15 protein-coding genes and 1 riboswitch are annotated in these 15,987 nt (G+C 74.9%); of the genes, 12 read left to right on the top strand and 3 right to left on the bottom strand.

Annotation, left to right across the window (positions count from 1 at the left end; genetic code table 11):
- Positions 1–3 precede the first annotated feature (3 nt).
- The 5 genes from Q6349_RS09845 to Q6349_RS09825 all read left to right on the top strand — a co-directional run bounded on the left by Q6349_RS09845 (position 4) and on the right by Q6349_RS09825 (position 5,407).
- Positions 4–1,521: a NuoM family protein gene (locus Q6349_RS09845; protein ID WP_304603938.1), complete on the top strand. Its 1,518-nt coding sequence runs from the start codon at positions 4–6 to the stop codon at positions 1,519–1,521.
- Positions 1,522–1,528: 7 nt separating this feature from the next.
- A complete protein-coding gene (locus Q6349_RS09840) occupies positions 1,529–2,929 on the top strand; it encodes an NADH-quinone oxidoreductase subunit N (protein ID WP_304603937.1) in 1,401 nt (466 codons plus the stop codon).
- Positions 2,930–2,939: 10 nt separating this feature from the next.
- Positions 2,940–3,404 (top strand): hypothetical protein, encoded by a 465-nt coding sequence (locus Q6349_RS09835; RefSeq protein WP_304603936.1) that lies wholly within the window; start codon positions 2,940–2,942, stop codon positions 3,402–3,404.
- Between the two features lie 81 nt (positions 3,405–3,485).
- Positions 3,486–4,031 carry a DUF305 domain-containing protein gene (locus Q6349_RS09830; RefSeq protein WP_304603935.1) on the top strand — a complete coding sequence of 182 codons (546 nt, stop codon included), beginning with the start codon at positions 3,486–3,488 and terminating at the stop codon, positions 4,029–4,031.
- Positions 4,028–5,407 (top strand): copper resistance CopC/CopD family protein, encoded by a 1,380-nt coding sequence (locus Q6349_RS09825; protein WP_304603934.1) that lies wholly within the window; start codon positions 4,028–4,030, stop codon positions 5,405–5,407. Before Q6349_RS09830 ends, Q6349_RS09825 begins: the two co-directional genes overlap by 4 nt.
- Before the next feature lie 81 nt (positions 5,408–5,488).
- Here Q6349_RS09825 and Q6349_RS09820 read toward each other — a convergent pair whose 3' ends face one another.
- Positions 5,489–6,337, bottom strand: a complete 849-nt coding sequence (locus Q6349_RS09820) for an LLM class F420-dependent oxidoreductase (protein WP_304603933.1) — start codon at positions 6,335–6,337, stop codon at positions 5,489–5,491.
- Between the two features lie 120 nt (positions 6,338–6,457).
- Between Q6349_RS09820 and Q6349_RS09815 the strand changes: the two genes are divergently transcribed.
- On the top strand, positions 6,458–7,798 hold the full coding sequence (locus tag Q6349_RS09815) for an amidohydrolase (protein ID WP_304603932.1): 1,341 nt from the start codon (positions 6,458–6,460) through the stop codon (positions 7,796–7,798).
- A gap of 17 nt (positions 7,799–7,815) precedes the next feature.
- Here the strand turns inward: Q6349_RS09815 and Q6349_RS09810 are convergent, their stop codons facing one another.
- The gene (locus Q6349_RS09810) at positions 7,816–8,085 is read right to left on the bottom strand and encodes an acylphosphatase (RefSeq protein WP_171245754.1); all 270 of its coding nucleotides are present in this window, start codon (positions 8,083–8,085) and stop codon (positions 7,816–7,818) included.
- A gap of 107 nt (positions 8,086–8,192) precedes the next feature.
- On the opposite strand from Q6349_RS09810, the gene Q6349_RS09805 reads away from it, so the two are divergent.
- The 6 genes from Q6349_RS09805 to thiD all read left to right on the top strand — a co-directional run bounded on the left by Q6349_RS09805 (position 8,193) and on the right by thiD (position 15,363).
- Entirely contained in the window at positions 8,193–8,648 is a 456-nt protein-coding gene (locus Q6349_RS09805; RefSeq protein WP_304603931.1) for a MarR family winged helix-turn-helix transcriptional regulator, read from the top strand.
- 35 nt (positions 8,649–8,683) lie between these two features.
- Positions 8,684–9,112 carry an organic hydroperoxide resistance protein gene (locus Q6349_RS09800; protein WP_369810863.1) on the top strand — a complete coding sequence of 143 codons (429 nt, stop codon included), beginning with the start codon at positions 8,684–8,686 and terminating at the stop codon, positions 9,110–9,112.
- A 119-nt stretch (positions 9,113–9,231) separates the two neighbouring features.
- Positions 9,232–11,664, top strand: coding sequence for a glycoside hydrolase family 3 protein (locus Q6349_RS09795; RefSeq protein ID WP_304603930.1), 2,433 nt, complete (start codon positions 9,232–9,234; stop codon positions 11,662–11,664).
- Positions 11,665–11,834: 170 nt separating this feature from the next.
- Positions 11,835–13,262 (top strand): hemolysin family protein, encoded by a 1,428-nt coding sequence (locus Q6349_RS09790; RefSeq protein WP_304603929.1) that lies wholly within the window; start codon positions 11,835–11,837, stop codon positions 13,260–13,262.
- Positions 13,259–14,263, top strand: a complete 1,005-nt coding sequence (locus Q6349_RS09785; RefSeq protein WP_304603928.1) for a hemolysin family protein — start codon at positions 13,259–13,261, stop codon at positions 14,261–14,263. Before Q6349_RS09790 ends, Q6349_RS09785 begins: the two co-directional genes overlap by 4 nt.
- An 86-nt stretch (positions 14,264–14,349) precedes the next feature.
- Positions 14,350–14,445, top strand: a riboswitch (TPP riboswitch).
- Positions 14,437–15,363 carry a bifunctional hydroxymethylpyrimidine kinase/phosphomethylpyrimidine kinase gene (gene thiD / locus Q6349_RS09780; RefSeq protein ID WP_370375611.1) on the top strand — a complete coding sequence of 309 codons (927 nt, stop codon included), beginning with the start codon at positions 14,437–14,439 and terminating at the stop codon, positions 15,361–15,363. It overlaps the preceding riboswitch by 9 nt.
- Here thiD and Q6349_RS09775 read toward each other — a convergent pair.
- Positions 15,339–15,980, bottom strand: coding sequence for a class I SAM-dependent methyltransferase (locus tag Q6349_RS09775; protein ID WP_304603927.1), 642 nt, complete (start codon positions 15,978–15,980; stop codon positions 15,339–15,341). The two genes, thiD and Q6349_RS09775, sit on opposite strands and share 25 nt — an antisense overlap.
- Between the last annotated feature and the right edge of the window lie 7 nt (positions 15,981–15,987).

Raw genomic sequence — 15,987 nt, 5'->3', positions numbered from 1 at the left:
CTCGTGCTCCTGACCGTCCTCGTCCTGCTCCCGGCGCTCGCCGGGCTCGTCCTGGTGGCGGCCCGTGTCCCGGACCGGACCGCGTCCTGGGCGTGGGTGGCCACGTCCTCGGTGGTGGTCGGGCTGGTCGCCTGGCTCTGGTGGGGGTTCGACCCCGGTGGCGGGTTCCAGTACGACGTCAAGCTGCGCTGGATCCCGACGGTCGACGCCTCCTACCACGTGGGCGTCGACGGGCTGTCGTTGCCGCTGCTGGCCCTGACCGCCGTGCTGTTCTGGTGCTGCGCGGTGTGGTCGCTGCGCGGCACCCCGCGGCCGCGCAGCCACGCGGCCCTGTTCCTGCTGCTCCAGACGACCTGCCTGGGCACGTTCGCGGCGCTCGACCTGATCCTGTTCTTCCTGTTCTTCGACCTGTCGATCGTGGCGATGTACTTCGTCATCGCCGGGTGGGGCCACGGCGACCGCCGCCGCAGCGCCCTGACCTTCTTCCTGTACACGTTCCTGGGATCGCTGGCGCTGCTCCTGGGTTTCATCGGGCTGTTCCTCGGCAGCGAGCCGCGCACCTTCGACATCGTGCGGCTCGTCGAGGACCCGCCGTGGGCCGGTCAGAGCGGGACCGCGTCCTGGGTGCTGCTCGCCCTGGTCGTGGGGCTCGCGGTCAAGACGCCCCTGGTCCCGTTCCACACGTGGCTGCCGCCCGCGCACACCGACGCCCCGGCGGAGGGGTCCGCGGTCCTGGCCGGTGTGCTGCTGAAGCTCGGCACCTTCGGGTTCGTGCGGATCGCCATGCCCACGCTGCCCGACGCCTGGCAGCGCTGGGGCACGTGGATCGTGGTGATCGGTGTGGTCAGCGTGCTGTGGGGCGCGCTGGTGGCCCTGGCCCAGGACGACCTGAAGCGGATGATCGCCTACACCTCCGTCAACCACATGGGGTACGTCCTGCTCGGGCTGGGCGCCGTCGGGGTGCTCGCCCGGGACGGCGCGGACGGGTCCGGCCCCGCCGCCGCGGCCGGTGTCGCGGCGACCGGCGCCGTCGTGCAGATGGTCAGCCACGGCCTGCTCACCGGCGCCCTGTTCCTCGTCGCGGGGATGCTGTGGACGCGGGGTGGGACGTACGCCTTCGCCCGGTGGGGCGGTCTCGCGCGCGCCCTGCCCGGGTTCGCCGTCCTGTTCGCCGTGGCCGCCTTCGGCTCGCTCGGGCTGCCCGGCCTGTCCGGCTTCGTGGCCGAGTTCCAGATCTTCGCCGGGTCGCTCGCGGCCGTCCCCGTGGCCGTGGTGGTCGCGGTGGTGGGCATCCTGCTCACCGCCGGCCTGTTCCTGCGGGCGCTGCAGCGGTTGCTGACCGGAGACCTGCGGGTGCCCGACGGGGTCGACGCCGGCGGGCTCGGGGACGTGACCACCGTCGAACGGGTGGCCGTGGTGCCCCTGCTCGGGCTCAGCGTCGCCGTCGGGCTGCTGCCCTGGGTGCTCGTCGACGTCGTCGGCCCGGCGGCCGACGGCCTCGTCGCGCTGGTGGCCCGGTGAGGCGCGGATGACGGCCCAGGACGCCCTCGCGCTGCTGCCCGAGGCCGCGCTGCTCGCCGCCGCCGTCGGCGGCCTGCTGGTCGGGCTGTGGACGCCGCAGCGTGCCCAGCGACGCGTGGCCTGGATCGCCGTCGTCGGCTGCCTGGTGAGCGCGGCCGCGGCGGCCGCCGTGCTCGGCGACCCCGTGCGGACGGTCTTCAGCGGCACCTGGACGGTGGACGCGACCACGGGCGTGGTGCGCCTCGCGGTGGCGGCGGCCACGGCGGCCGTGGTCGTGCTGCTGCGCACCGAGCTGGCGGGTCACCCGCGCGAGACCGAGGCCTACGTGCTCACGCTGCTCGTCGCCCTCGGCGCCGACGCCCTCGCCGGGACCACCGACGCCCTGCTGCTCGTGGCGGCCTACCTGCTGGCGAGCGTCCCCGCGTACACGCTGACCGCCTTCCGCAAGGACGCCCGCGGTACCGAGGCGGCGTTGAAGTACTACCTGCTCAGCGCCCTGGTGGGGGTGGTGCTGCTGGTCGGCGCGGCCGCCCTGGTCCTCGGCACCGGCCGCACCGGCTACGCCGCCATCTCGGCGTCGCTGCCGGCCGCGGCTCCCGCCGTCGCGGCGCTCGCCGCCCTCGGCCTGCTGGCCGCCGTGCTGTTCAAGGCCGGTGCCGTCCCCGTGCACTTCTGGGTGCCCGACGCCGTCGACGGTGCGAGCCCCGCGGTGGCCGCGCTGATCTCCACGGTCCCGAAGATCGGCGCCGTCGCCGCCGCGTTCCGTCTCGTCGCCGGCCCGTTCGCCGAGACCCCGGCGGGCCTGGCGCTCGGCGTGGCACTCGTCGCGGCGGCGAGCATGACGCTGGGCAACCTCGCGGCGTTCTGGCAGACCTCGCTGCAGCGGCTGCTCGCGTACTCGACGATCAGCCAGGTCGGCTACCTGCTGATGATCGTCGCGGTGGCCGGCACGGTCGAGCTCGCCGCCCCGGCGCTGCGGCTGTACCTCGCCGCCTACGCCGTGACCAACATCGGCGCCTTCGCCGCCGTGGCCGCCGTGCCGCGCCGCACCACGCTGGTCGGGTGGGCCGCCGGGGTCACGGGTCGCCCGTGGTTGCTGGTCAGTCTCGTGGTGTGCCTGCTCGGTCTGGTCGGCACCCCGCCCACGGCCGTCTTCCTGGGCAAGCTCGGCGCGTTCACCACCGCGGCCGACGGCGGGTACGCCTGGCTCGTCGTGCTCGCGGCGGTCAACTCCGTGGCGAGCCTGTTCTACTACCTGCGCTGGGTCGCCCCCGCCTTCCGGGCGGTGACGTCCACCCGCCCCCGGCGGGGGACCGTCCCGCGCCCCGCGGTGGTCGTCCTGCACACGGCCGCCGCGACGAGCCTGCTGCTGGGGATGACCGCCGGGCTGCTCGGCGCGTCCGCGTAGGATCGGGGGCATGACGAGAACGGCACCGGTCGCGTCGCGCCGCAGCGTCCCGCTGCGCGCCCTCGCGCTGTGGGCGGGCGTCTGCCTGCTCGTGGTGGCGCTCGCGCTGCTGCTCGTCTCGCACCAGCCGTCCGGGTCGTCCGGCCACGTGCACGGTCCCGGTGACGGCGTCCACCAGACCGCCGGTGCGCTCGCGGAGCCCGGGGGACACGACCACGCCGCGGACGCCCCGCGCACGGCGGCCTCGCCGGCCGGCCACGGAAGCCCGACGAACGACCACGACCACGAGACGCTCGTCGCCTGCACCCTCCTGGCCGCCCTGACCCTGCTGGCCCTGCGGCGGTTGCGACCCCGGCCCGCCGGCCGGGCGGTCTGGGCGCCCGCCCCGGCGAGCGCGCTCCTGCCGGCGCTCCCGCGCACCGCGCGCGTGCCGGGCACGCCCGAACCCGTCGTCCTGGGTATCTCGCGCACGTGAGGGCGCGGTCGTCGACGACGACCGCCCTGACCCCACGTGCCGGTGAACCCGGCCTCGCGACCGACCCCGCAGAAGGACCTCATGACCGCCCGGAGCACCGCGGCGGCGCTCGGCGCCGCCCTCACCCTGACCGTGTCGGCCTGTGCGGCCGACGGACCCACCGCCCCCGACGACCACAACCGCGTGGACGTGATGTTCGCGCAGATGATGATCCCGCACCACGTCGACGCGATCGCGATGTCGCAGGCGCTGCTGCAGGCCGACGGCGTCGACGCCGAGGTGCGCGACCTCGCGCGCTCCGTCGCCGGCTCCCAGAGCCAGGAGAACACCCGGATGAACGACTGGCTCGGCGCCCGCGAGCTCGAGCGGGTCGACGACACCGTGCCCGAGATCACTGCGCAGGACCTCGAGGCCGTGCCCGCCGACGAGCTGCAGGAGGTGTTCCTGCGGCAGATGACGGTGCACCACGAGCACGGCGTGCAGATGGCCGACCGCGTCGTGACCGACGGCTCGTCGACCGAGATGGTCGAGCTGGCGGCCGGGATGGTCGCCGCCCAGACCGCCGAGATCGAGCAGATGGCCGACCTGCTCCCGGCCGCCTCCTCCGACCCCGAGGAGTCCTCATGACGCGCGCCCGTACCCTCGTCGGCGGGTTCCTGCTCGCCCTGCTGCTCCTGCTCGCCGGGGCCGGACCCGCCTCGGCGCACACCAAGCTCGACACCGCCGAACCCGCCGACGGCTCGACCGCGCAGGGCCCGGTCGAGGAGGTCGTGCTCACCTACACGCTGCCGGTCACCCCGCTGGGCGAAGCCGTGGAGGTCACCGGCCCGGACGGTGCCGTGCCCGTCGAGGTCACGCAGTCCGACGACGGCACCGTGCTGACCGCGACCCCCGCCGAGCCGCTCACGGACGGGGAGTACACGGTCGACTGGAACGTGGCCGCCGAGGACGGCCACCCGCTGGACGGGACCGTGGTGTTCGCGGTCACCGGGGCCGCGCCCGCGCAGGAGCCGGCCGAGCCGGACGCCTCCGAGGAACCGTCGCCCGAACCCGCGCCGGACACGGACGCGGGCGTGACCGCTGCCGAGGAGGACGACGAGACGGCGGCGGGGTTCGCCGCCGTGGTGTCCCGCCTCGCCGGTGCCGCCGTCCTGTGGGGTGCGCTCGTGGCCGGAGGCGGGCTGCTGTTCGCGGCGCTCGTCCTGCGCGGGCGCGACCGCGAGGACGTGCCCACGGTGCTCACCGCCGTGCGCTGGGTCGGTCTGCTCGCGCTCGTGGCCGTCCCGCTGCGCCTCGCGGCCCGGGCCGTCGTGGTGGCCCAGGGCGAGATCAGCGCCGCCTGGACACCGTCGGCCCTGCGCGACGCCCTGACCGGCGACACGGCGCTCGTGCTCGGTCTGCAGGCCGCAGGCGCCCTGGCCGTGCTGGTCGGCGCACGGCGCACGCTCGCGGGGTCGTGGCTGGCCGTGGTGGGTGCCCTGCTGCTCGGCACCGGCATCGTGCTGGACGGGCACAGCCGCAGCGTCGGGCCGCACTGGCTGGTCGTGACCACCGACGTCACGCACCTGCTCGCGGCCGCCGCGTGGGTGGGGGGCGTCGTCATGGTCGGCGTCGTCCTGCGCCGCCGCCGCCGGGACGCCCGCCCCCTGGACGCCGGACTGCTGGGCAGCCGCTTCGCGGTGCTGGCCACGGGGTCGATCGCGCTGGTCGGCCTCGCCGGGGTGGCGCTGACGGTGGAGATCCTCGACCGACCCTCCCAGCTGTGGGAGACGAGCTGGGGGCTGTTCCTGCTGGCCAAGGTCGCGGTGGTGGCGGTGGTCGCCGCGATCGGTGCCTACCAGCACTTCCGTGTGGTGCCGCTGCTGCAGGCGCCGGGTCACGGGGCCCGGCGGGCCCACAAGGCCGCCAGCCTGCTGCAGCGCGGCGCGGGGCACGAGACGGGCTTCATGGTCGTGGTCGTGCTGCTGACCGCCTGGCTCGTCGCCGCCTCGGTGCACGACTGAGCACGCCCGTCGGTACGACCCTCTTGCGGCAGGCCTCGACGCGACACCTCGTCGAGGCCTGCCGCCCGGCCTCGACCGGGGTCAGCCGGCGGACCGGAGCCGGGGGAGCGCGTCGACCACGGCGTCCAGGTGCGGACGCACGTCCCCGTCGGACGGCAGCACGATGACGAACTCGCTGACCCCGACGGCCTCGTAGGCCGCCACGAGCGCCGGCAGGTCCGCCAGGTCGTGCTGACGCAGGCGCAGCTGGACGGTGCGACGGATCTCGGCCGGGTCGCGCCCCACGTCGTCGCAGTGCCGCGCCAGCACCTCGCTGAGCTCACCGATCCGCTCCGGGCTGCTCTCGGTGTCGTTCCACACGTCGGCGTACCGCGCCACCAGCCGCAGCGTGCGGCGGGGGCCGGACCCGCCGACCCAGATCGGCGGGTGCGGCCGCTGCAGGGGTTTCGGCTCGGCGACGGCGTCGGTGAGGCGGTAGTGCTCGCCGTGGAACGTCGTGGTCGGCCGCCCCCACAGCGAGCGGATGACGACGAGCGCCTCCTCGAGGCGGTCCATCCGGGTGCCCACGTCCCCGAGGTCCAGCCCGTACATGGTGTGCTCGCGCTCGTTCCACCCGGCGCCGATCCCGAACTCCAGGCGCCCGCCCGAGAGGTGGTCGACCGTCGTGGCGAGCTTGGCGAGCATCCCGGGGTGCCGGTACGAGTTGCCCGAGACCATGCAGCCGATGCGCACGCGTGAGGTCAGGGTCGCCATCGCGGCCTGCATCGCCCAGGCGTCGAAGACGGGGCGTCCCGGGTCGGGGCCGAGGGAGGCGATGTGGTCCATCACCCACACGTGGTCGAACCCGGCGTCGTCGGCCGTGCGCCACACGTCCGCGAACGCGGTGACCGGGGCGTCCTGGGTGAGCTTGAGGCCGAGTCGACGGTGCATCCCGTCATCCTGGCAGCGCGCACCCGGGCGCGCGACGGGTCGCGGCCCGGCTCCCCGCACGCGGGGCGGGCTCCGCGCGTAGCCGCGTGCACCGGGCCGACGCCTCCGTACGATGGCCGCATGCCAGCGCCGAACCGGCCGAGCACGGCCTACCTCGACCATCTCGCCGCCGAGACCGACGACCGCCGGGAGGCGGCGCTGGCTGCCGGGCCCCCGGGGGCCGCCGCCGGGGGAGCCCCGGAGGCCCTGGTCGCCGCGGCGGAGGCCGCGGCCTCGGCCCTGGAGCCGGAGCTCGCCGAGATCGTCCGGACCCTGCACGCGCACCCCGAGACCGCGTTCGCCGAGCACGCCAGCGCACGGCTGCTGGTCGAGGTCCTGGCCCGGCACGGCGTCGAGGCCGCCACCGGCGTGCACGGCGTCGAGACGGCGTTCCGCGCCGGGACCGGGCGGCCCGCCGACGGCCCGGCGATCGCGGTCCTGGCGGAGTACGACGCCCTGCCCGGCATCGGCCACGCCTGCGGGCACAACGTCATCGCGGCCGCCGCGGTCGGCGCGTTCCTGGCCCTGCACGAGGCCCTGGCCGCGCCCGACGCGCCGGCCGGGCGGGTCGTCCTGCTGGGCACGCCCGCCGAGGAGGGGCACAGCGGCAAGGAGGTGCTGGCGCGGGCAGGCGCGTTCGAGGACCTGGACGCCGCGATCATGCTGCACCCCTACGGCGTGGACGTGGCCGACCAGGTCTGGCTCGGCCGCCGCCTGCTCACCTGGACGTTCACCGGACGCAGCGCGCACGCCTCGGCGCAGCCCTTCATGGGGCGCAACGCCCTGGACGCGGCCAACCTCGCCTACACCGGCATCGGGCTGCTGCGGCAGCAGCTCCCGCCGGTCGACCGCGTGCACGCCACGATCGTCGAGGGCGGGACCCGGCCGAGCATCGTCCCGGACCGGGCGGTGATGCACCTGTACGCCCGCTCGAAGTACCCGGACACCCTGCGCGACCTCTCCCGGCGGCTCGACGACGTCGCACGCGGCGCCGCGCTCATGACCGGCACCGAGGTCGACATCGCCTGGGACGACGGCGCCCACCCCTCGCTGCCGGTGCGCACGAACCAGGCCCTGACCCGGCGGTGGGTCGCGGCGCAGCGTCGGCGGGGCCGGGACGTGCTGCCCGGCGGCGTGGTGTCCGAGACGCTGGCGGCGTCCACCGACTTCGGCAACGTCAGCTTCCGCATCCCCGGCATCCACCCGCTCGTCCAGGTCGCGGACCCCGACGTGGCGCTGCACACGGTGGAGTTCGCGGAGGCCGCCGGCGGCCCCGCCGCGGTCCGGGCCGCGGTCGACGGCGCGGCGGGACTGGCCGCCACCGCGCTCGACTACCTGGGGGACGCCTCGTTGCGCGAGTCGGTGCACGCCGAGTTCGCCGCGCAGGGCGGGCCCATCGACGTCCCGCACTACTTCGACTGAGGCGTCGCGGCCGCGCGTCACCGGATCCGGAAGACGGTGTCCCCGCGGGGCTCCAGGTCCGTGACCCGCACGCTCGAGACGGCGGCGGCGGGCGGGCCGTGGTGCAGGTACTCCACCACGGACCCGACCGCGCCCTCGTCGCCCTCCAGCTCGACCTCGACGGTGCCGTCGGGCAGGTTGGCGACCTGACCGGCCACCCCGGCGCGCTCGGCCACCCGGGCCGTGGCGTCGCGGAACCCGACGCCCTGGACCCTGCCGTGGACGACGGCGCGCAGCCGGGTGGTCATGTCTCCACGGTAGCCCTGACCGGGGCCGTCGGCCCTGACGAGAGCTCTCCGGGGACCGTTGCCCATACTCAGTTGTGCGCAATAGAATTGCGTGCAACCATGAACGCATGCCAGACGTCGGCGCCTCGAAGGCCCTCGACCCGTTGCTGTGCTTCGCCGTGTACTCGCTCGAGCGACGCATCGGGCGGCTCTACGCCGACCTCCTCGCCCCGTGGCGACTGAGCTACACCCAGTACCTCGTCGTCGAGATGCTCGGCGCGAACCACGGCGAGCCCCTCACCGTCGGCGAGCTCGGCCGGCTGCTGGACCTGGACTCGGGGACGTTGTCCCCGCTGGTCAAGCGGCTCGAGGCGCGGGGGGTCGTGCGCCGGGAGCGGAGCCGGGACGACGAACGCGTGGTCACGGTCGCGCTGACCGCGGCCGGGGACGACCTGCACGGGGAGCTGGGCGACGTCCAGCGCTGCCTGGCCGAACGCCTGCCGCCCGACCGCGCCGCCGCGGGCGACCTGCTCGCCCGGCTGCGCGAGGCCAACGACTACCTGGCCCTGCACGCCGACGCCTGACCGGGCGCGGTGAGTCCGAACGAAGGGAACGCTCCGTGCTGCAGAACATCGGCTACACCGCCGAAGCCCTCTCCACCGGCGCCGGCCGCGACGGCCGCGTCCGCACCGACGACGGCCGCGTCGACCTCGACATGGCCGTCCCGAAGGACCTCGGCGGCTCGGGCGACGGGTCGAACCCCGAGCAGCTCTTCGCCGCCGGGTACGCCGCCTGCTTCCACTCGGCGCTGCAGAGCGTCGCGAGGCAGCGGAAGATCCGCCTGACCGACACCTCGGTCGGCGCCCGCGTGCACATCGGGGCGGACGGCGACGGCGGCTTCGGCCTGGCCGTCGAGCTCGAGGTCGTCGTGCCCGACCTGCCTGCGCAGGACGCCCGGGCGCTCGCGGACGCCGCGGAGAGGGTGTGCCCCTACTCCAACGCCACCCGGGGGAACATCGACGTGACGGTCTCCGTCGTCGACGGCTGACACGCGCCGCGGGCGGGTCCCGGAGCGGTCCGGGACCCGCCCCCGGCGGCCGGGGCGGACGTCCGGTGCGCCGGACGGCCCGGACGTCCGCGTTCGCACGCGGCGCGTACAGTGTTCGGGTGAATCAACGAGGCGCAGGTATCGGCCAGATCGACAGCACGGACCAGCTCGCCCAGGGACGGGTACAGCTGCAGTCCACGGACACGTGGATCCCGGAGGGCATGGGGGAGACGTGCCGGCGCGCGGCGGCCGAGGGCATCGTGCTGCTGACGAACCGGAACGAGACGCTCCCGCTGGCTGAGAGCGCTACCATCGCGGTCCTCGGCCGGGTGCAGCGCGACTACTTCATGGTGGGCTACGGCTCCGGCGGCGACGTGCGCCCGCCGTACACGTGGAACCTGATCGACGCTCTGCAGGCGACCGACCTGCGGGTGGACGAGGCGCTGGCCGAGCGGTACGCGGCCTGGTGCGCGGACCACCCGGTCGACCCGGAGCCGGCCTGGGGCACCTGGCCGCGGTCGCACCCGGAGATGCCGCTGACCGCGGACGAGGTCGCGGCGGCCGCCGACCGCGCCTCCACCGCCGTCGTCGTCATCGGGCGCGCGGCGGGCGAGGCACGCGAGCAGGCGCTCGAGGAGGGCGGCTACTACCTGACCGCCGACGAGCGGGCACTGCTCTCCCACGCCAGCGCGGCGTTCGAGCGGACCGTGGTCGTCGTCGACACGGGCAACGTGGTCGACCTGGCCTGGACGCAGGAGTACGACCTCGACGCCGTGCTGCTGGCCTGGCAGGGCGGCATGGAGTCCGGGCGGGCCGTGGCCGACGTGCTCACCGGTGCGGTGCCCGCCGGGGGCAAGCTCACCGCGACGATCGCGACCGCGTACGACCGCTACCCGAGCGCCGGACACTTCGGCGGTCACGACCACAACGAGTACGTCGAGGACGTCTACGTCGGCTACCGATGGTTCGAGACCTTCGCCCCCGAGCACGTGCTGTTCCCGTTCGGCTACGGCCTGACCTACGCGAGCTTCGACGTCCGCGCCGAGGAGGTCGGCACCCGCGACGGCGAGGTCGTGGTGCGAGCACGCGTCACGAACACCCACGGCGTGCACCGCGGCACCGAGGTCGTCCAGGCCTACGTCCGTGCCCCGCAGGGCGCCCTCGGCCGCCCGGCCCGGCACCTGGCCGCCTTCGGCAAGACCCGCGAGCTGGCGCCCGGCGAGTCCGAGACGCTCGAGCTGCGTTTCCGCCTCGACGACCTGGCGGCCTACGACGACACCGGCGCGACGGGCCACCGGTCGGCCTACGTCCTGGAGGCCGGCCGCTACGAGGTCCTCGTGGGCACCGACGTGCGCACCGCCGTGCCGTGCGGCGGTGCGGACGTCGCGGAGCTGCGGGTGGTGCGGCAGGTCACCGAGGCCGGCGCCGTCGCACCCGGGCACGCCTTCGAACGCGTCGTCGCCCGCACGGAGGGCGGTGAGGTCCGGGCGGCACGCGAGACGGTCCCGGAGGCGACGGTCTCGCGTCGGGACCGCGTGCTCGGTGCGCTGCCCGCGCCCGTCGAGCGCACCGGGGACCGCGGTGTCACGCTGGCCGACGTCGCCGCGGGGGACGCGTCGCTCGACGAGTTCGTGGCCCAGCTCGACGACGACGAGCTCGAAGCGCTGTCGCGGGGCGACTTCACGATGGACTCGAGGCTCGGCGCGCCGGGCAACGCCGGCGCGCTCGCCGGCACCGTCGAGTCCCTGCGGGCCAAGGGCGTCCCGGCGCTGACCACGACGGACGGACCGGCCGGGATCCGGCTGGCCACGCACACCGCGCTGCTGCCCAGCGGCACCGCCCTGGCCTCGACCTGGAACCCCGAGCTGGTCACGACGCTGAACGCGCTGCTGGCCGTCGAGATGGCGGCGAAGGGGTCGGACATCCTGCTCTCGCCGGGGATGAACATCCAGCGCGACCCGCTCTGCGGCCGCAACTTCGAGTACTTCTCCGAGGACCCGCTGCTCACGGGCCGGATGGCGGCCGCCACGGTGCGCGGCATCCAGTCCGAGGGGCTGGCGGCCTGCCCCAAGCACTTCGCCGCCAACAACCAGGAGGACAACCGGGAGTACAACGACTCCCGTGTCTCGGAGCGGGCGCTGCGGGAGATCTACCTGCGGGGGTTCGAGATCTGCGTCGCCGAGTCGGCGCCGCGCACCCTCATGACCTCGTACAACAAGATCAACGGCGTCTGGGGTCACTACCACCACGACCTGGTCACCACGATCCTGCGCGGCGAGTGGGGCTTCGACGGCGCGGTGATGACCGACTGGTGGATGCGGGAGGCCGTCGACCCCGACTTCCCGGCCGTGACCAACGACGCCTACCGCGTGCGCGCCCAGGTGGACGTCCACATGCCCGGTGCGTGGGGGCGTGACGACCGGCACGGGGACGGGTCGCTGCTGGCCTCCCTGGCGGCCGCCGACGGCGTCACGCTCGGCGAGCTGCAGCGCACCGCGGCCAACGTGCTGCGCCTGGCGCTGTCGAACCCGCGGCTGTCCCCGGGCCGCTGACCTGCAGCGGCGCAGCGGCCGTCGTCGGCGTGGCCGACCCTGTCGTCCCGGGATACGATCCCGGGACGACAGCCGCTGGGAGGCGTGAGAGAACTCGTGAACAACCCTGCTGGTCCAGCAGACGGGCACCATCGTCATCGTCCGTCGTGCCGACCCTCCGGGGGTGACCGGTGCTGATCACCGTCGCCACCCTGCTCCTCGGGATCGTGGTCATCGCCGTCGTCATCGCGTTCAACGGGTACTTCGTCGCCCAGGAGTTCGCCTACATGTCGGTCGACCGGTCCCGGCTCGGCGCCCAGGCGGAGGCCGGGGACCGCAGCGCCGCCGACGCGCTGGCGGTCACGCGGCGCACGTCCTTCATGCTCTCGGGTGCCCAGCTGGGCATCACCGTGACCGGTCTGCTCATCGGGTACGTGGCCGAACCGCTCGTCGGGGAGTCCCTCGGTGAGATCTTCGGCGTCGTCGGCGTCCCGGCGGGCGTGAGCGTGGCGGTCGGCACCGTCGGGGCGCTCGCGCTGTCGACCGTGGCCCAGATGATCTTCGGCGAGCTGTTCCCCAAGAACCTCGCGATCGCCGCGCCCGACCCGTTGGCGCGGCGGCTCGCCCGCTCGACCCGGATCTACCTGGCCGCCTTCGGCTGGCTGATCACGGTGTTCGACCGCGCAGCGAACGGGCTGCTGCGCCTGGTGGGCATCGAGCCGGTGGACGACGTCGACTCCAGCGCGACCGCCCGCGACCTGGAGCACATCGTCGCCGACTCGCGCCACAGCGGTGACCTGCCCGAGGACCTGTCGATGATGCTGGACCGGATCCTCGACTTCCCGCAGCGCGACGTCGAGCACGCCATGGTGCCGCGCGCCCGGGTCGACACGCTGCACCCCGACGACACCGTCGGCGAGGCCCGGGCCGCCATGGCGCAGGCCCACACGCGGTACCCGGTGATCTCGGACGAGGACGAGCCGGTCGGTGTCGTGCACCTGCTCGACGTGCTGGCCGCCGGTGAGGCGCATGACACCCCGGTCGGCGACATCATGCAGCCGGCGACCGTCCTGCCGACCCTCATGCTGCTGCCGGACGCGCTCGCCGAGCTCACGGCGCGCCGCGACGAGCTGGCCTGCGTCATCGACGAGTACGGCGGGTTCGCCGGCATCCTCACCGTGGAGGACCTCGCCGAGGAGGTGGCCGGGGAGATCACCGACGAGCACGACGTCGAGCAGGCCGAGGTCGTCGAGCCGGAGGGCGAGGCGACCTGGCGCATGGGCGGGGACGTCCACCTGGACGAGGCCGAGCGGGTCCTCGACCACGATCTGCCCCGCGGCGACTACGAGACGATGTCCGGACTGGTGATCGCCGAGCACGGCAACCTGCCGGAGGTCGGGGAGACCGTGACCATCGAGCTCGCGACCGAAGCGGTCGAGCTCGCCCTGCACGAGCAGGTGCGGCGCCGGCTGAGCATCGAGGTGCTCTCCGTGGACCGCTACGTCCCGTCCCAGCTCCGGGTGACCTTGCACGAGGTCGAGGCACCGGCCGAGGACGAGGGGCACGAGAACGGGGACGTCGCGAGCGGCGACCTCGAGAGCGAGGGGGACCGGCGATGACGAACCCGTGGATCGTGCTGGCCGTGACGACGGCGCTCCTCGTGGCGAGCGGCTTCTTCGTGATCATCGAGTTCGCGCTGATCGGCGCGCGCCGGCACCGGCTGGAGGAGATGGCGCCGTCCAGCGGCGCGGCCCGCTCCGCGCTGCGGGCGACCAACGAGCTGACCGTCATGCTCGCGGGGGCCCAGCTCGGGATCACCGCCTGCACCTTCGCGCTGGGCGCCGTGACCAAGCCGGCCCTGGACGCCTGGCTCGGCCCCGGGCTCGAGGCGGTCGGCGCCCCGTACTGGCTCGCCGACACGGCCGCGTTCCTGCTGTCCCTGCTCGTGGTGACCTTCCTGCACCTGGTCCTGGGGGAGATGGCGCCGAAGTCCTGGGCGATCACCCACCCGGAGCGCTCGGCGATGCTCATCGCACCCCCGGCACGCGCGTTCATCTGGGTGTTCCGGCCGCTGCTGGGCTGGATCAACCGGATGGCGAACAGGCTGGTGGCCGCGACCGGCGTCGAACCGGTGGACCGGGCGGCCGTCGGGGGGCAGGACGCCGACACGATCCGTCACCTGGTCGACCACTCCACGAAGGAGGGGGCGCTCGACGACGCGCTCAGCGGCCCGCTGGCCGGTGCGCTCGACCTGAGCACGCGCGAGGTGTCCTCGTTCGTCAGCGCCGAGGCGGCACCCACGGCGGTGCCCGCCGACGCCGACGTGGCCGCCGTGCAGGAGGCCGCCCGACGCAGCGGCCACCTGCGCATCCTCGTCGACACCGGTGACGGCCCGCCCGGCATCGTGCACGTGCGCGACACGCTGCTGGAGCCCTCCGACCGCCTCGCCCGCGACCTCGCCCGACCGGCCTACGTGGTGCGCCCCCGGATGCCGGTCCACGAGGCGTTGTCGGGCATGCGCCGCGAGAGCGTGCAGCTCGCCGTGGTGATGGACGGCGACCTGCTGGTCGGCGTCGTCTCCCTCGAGGACGCGCTGGACCAGGTCATCCCGCGGTCCTGAGCCGGCACCACCGTTCGTCGGCACGCCGGTGCGCCCCTGCCCCCGTAGCCCCCGTCGCCCCACGGCGCCGGGGGCTACTACGGTGAGGGACCGACACGGGGTGCGCCCGTCGGGGCGCTGAGATCACACCCGTCGAACCTGAAGCAGCTCGCACTGACGAAGGGATGTCGCCGATGACGACGAACGCGCCGCACCAGCCGGTCACCGCAACCCCCCGCGGTCCCGTGCCGCGGGTGCTCGCGGTGGCGGGTTCCGACCCGTCCGGCGGGGCCGGCGTGCAGGCCGACCTGAAGTCGATCGGTGCCGCCGGCGGCTACGGCATGGCGGCCGTGACGGCGCTGACCGCCCAGAACACGTGCGGGGTCCGTGCCGTGCACGTGCCGCCGCCGGAGTTCCTGGCGGCGCAGCTCGCGGCGGTGTCGGACGACGTGGCCGTCGACGCCGTCAAGATCGGCATGCTGGCGACCGCCGAGGTCGCCGCGGTCCTGGCCGACTGGCTGCGCCGTACCCCCGCGTCGGTGCCGGTGGTGCTCGACCCGGTGATGGTGGCCACCTCGGGCGACCGGCTCCTGGCCCCGGCGGGGGAGGAGGCCGTCCGCGGCCTGCTGGCGCGCTGCGACGTGGTCACCCCGAACCTACCCGAGCTGGGCGTGCTGCTCGGCGAACCGTGCGCCGGGGACTGGTCGGCGGCCCTCGCCCAGGGCGCGCGGCTGGCGGCGCGGTGGCAGGTCCGTGTCCTGGTCAAGGGCGGTCACCTGGCCGGTGACCAGGCCCCGGACGCGCTCGTCGGGCCGGGCGGTGACGTGCAGCAGGTCGACGGCGTCCGCGTGGGCACCCGGCACACGCACGGGACCGGCTGCTCGTTGTCCTCCGGGCTGGCGACGCGGTACGTGCGCGAGGGGGACTGGCGCCGTGCGCTGATGGGCACCAAGGCGTGGCTGACGTCGGCCCTGACCGGCGCCGGTGACCTCGGCGTCGGCCGGGGGCGCGGGCCGGTGGACCACTTCGCGGCCCTGCGCGACGTCGTCGTGGCCGCCGGGGCCGAACCCGTCGGCGGGGGATGGGGTCCGGTGGCTCAGCGCGTGCCCGTCGACGTCTGACCGGACGCCGGTCGGCGGGCCACGACCTCGATCGTGTGCCAGTGCTTCGGGCCGCCGAAGGAGGTGCCGTCGGACTCGTGCTCGGTGACCTCGACCGTCTCCCACCCGGCGAACACCTCGTCGACCGCGGCGCGGTCGTGGAACGTCAGCCGGTCGGCGAGACCCGGTGCGCAGGCCCACTGGTCCCGTGGGCCGAAGAACGTGACCCCGCACCAGCCGCCCGGGCGCAGCGCGGACCGCAGGCCGTGCCAGACGTCCGGGAACTCCTCCGGGGGCACGAACGGCAGGGCGAAGGAGGCGTGCACCAGGTCGAGGCCGGGCAGCGGCAGCGCGGCACCGACGCCGACCCGTCGGACCCGGAGCGCGTGCCGGTGCCCGGGCGGCACCGCCGCCGTGACCCGGGCGACCGTCGACGGCGCCGGGTCGATCGCCAGCACCCGCCACCCGTGGCTCACCAGCGCCGCTGTCTCGACCCCGGCGCCGGCCCCCACGTCCAGCGCGAGCCGGCCCGCGCCGGGACCGGCGTGGCCGAGGAGCCGTCGGCACAGGTCACGGACCGGCCGCGTGCCCTGCCGGGCGTTGTAGGCGTCCCAGTGCTCGTCGTCGAAGCGGACCACGGGCCCA

It is taken from the genome of Isoptericola sp. 178 (assembly GCF_030586525.1).
GTDB lineage: Bacteria > Actinomycetota > Actinomycetes > Actinomycetales > Cellulomonadaceae > Isoptericola > Isoptericola sediminis.
This window is presented reverse-complemented; position numbering and strand designations above follow the sequence as displayed.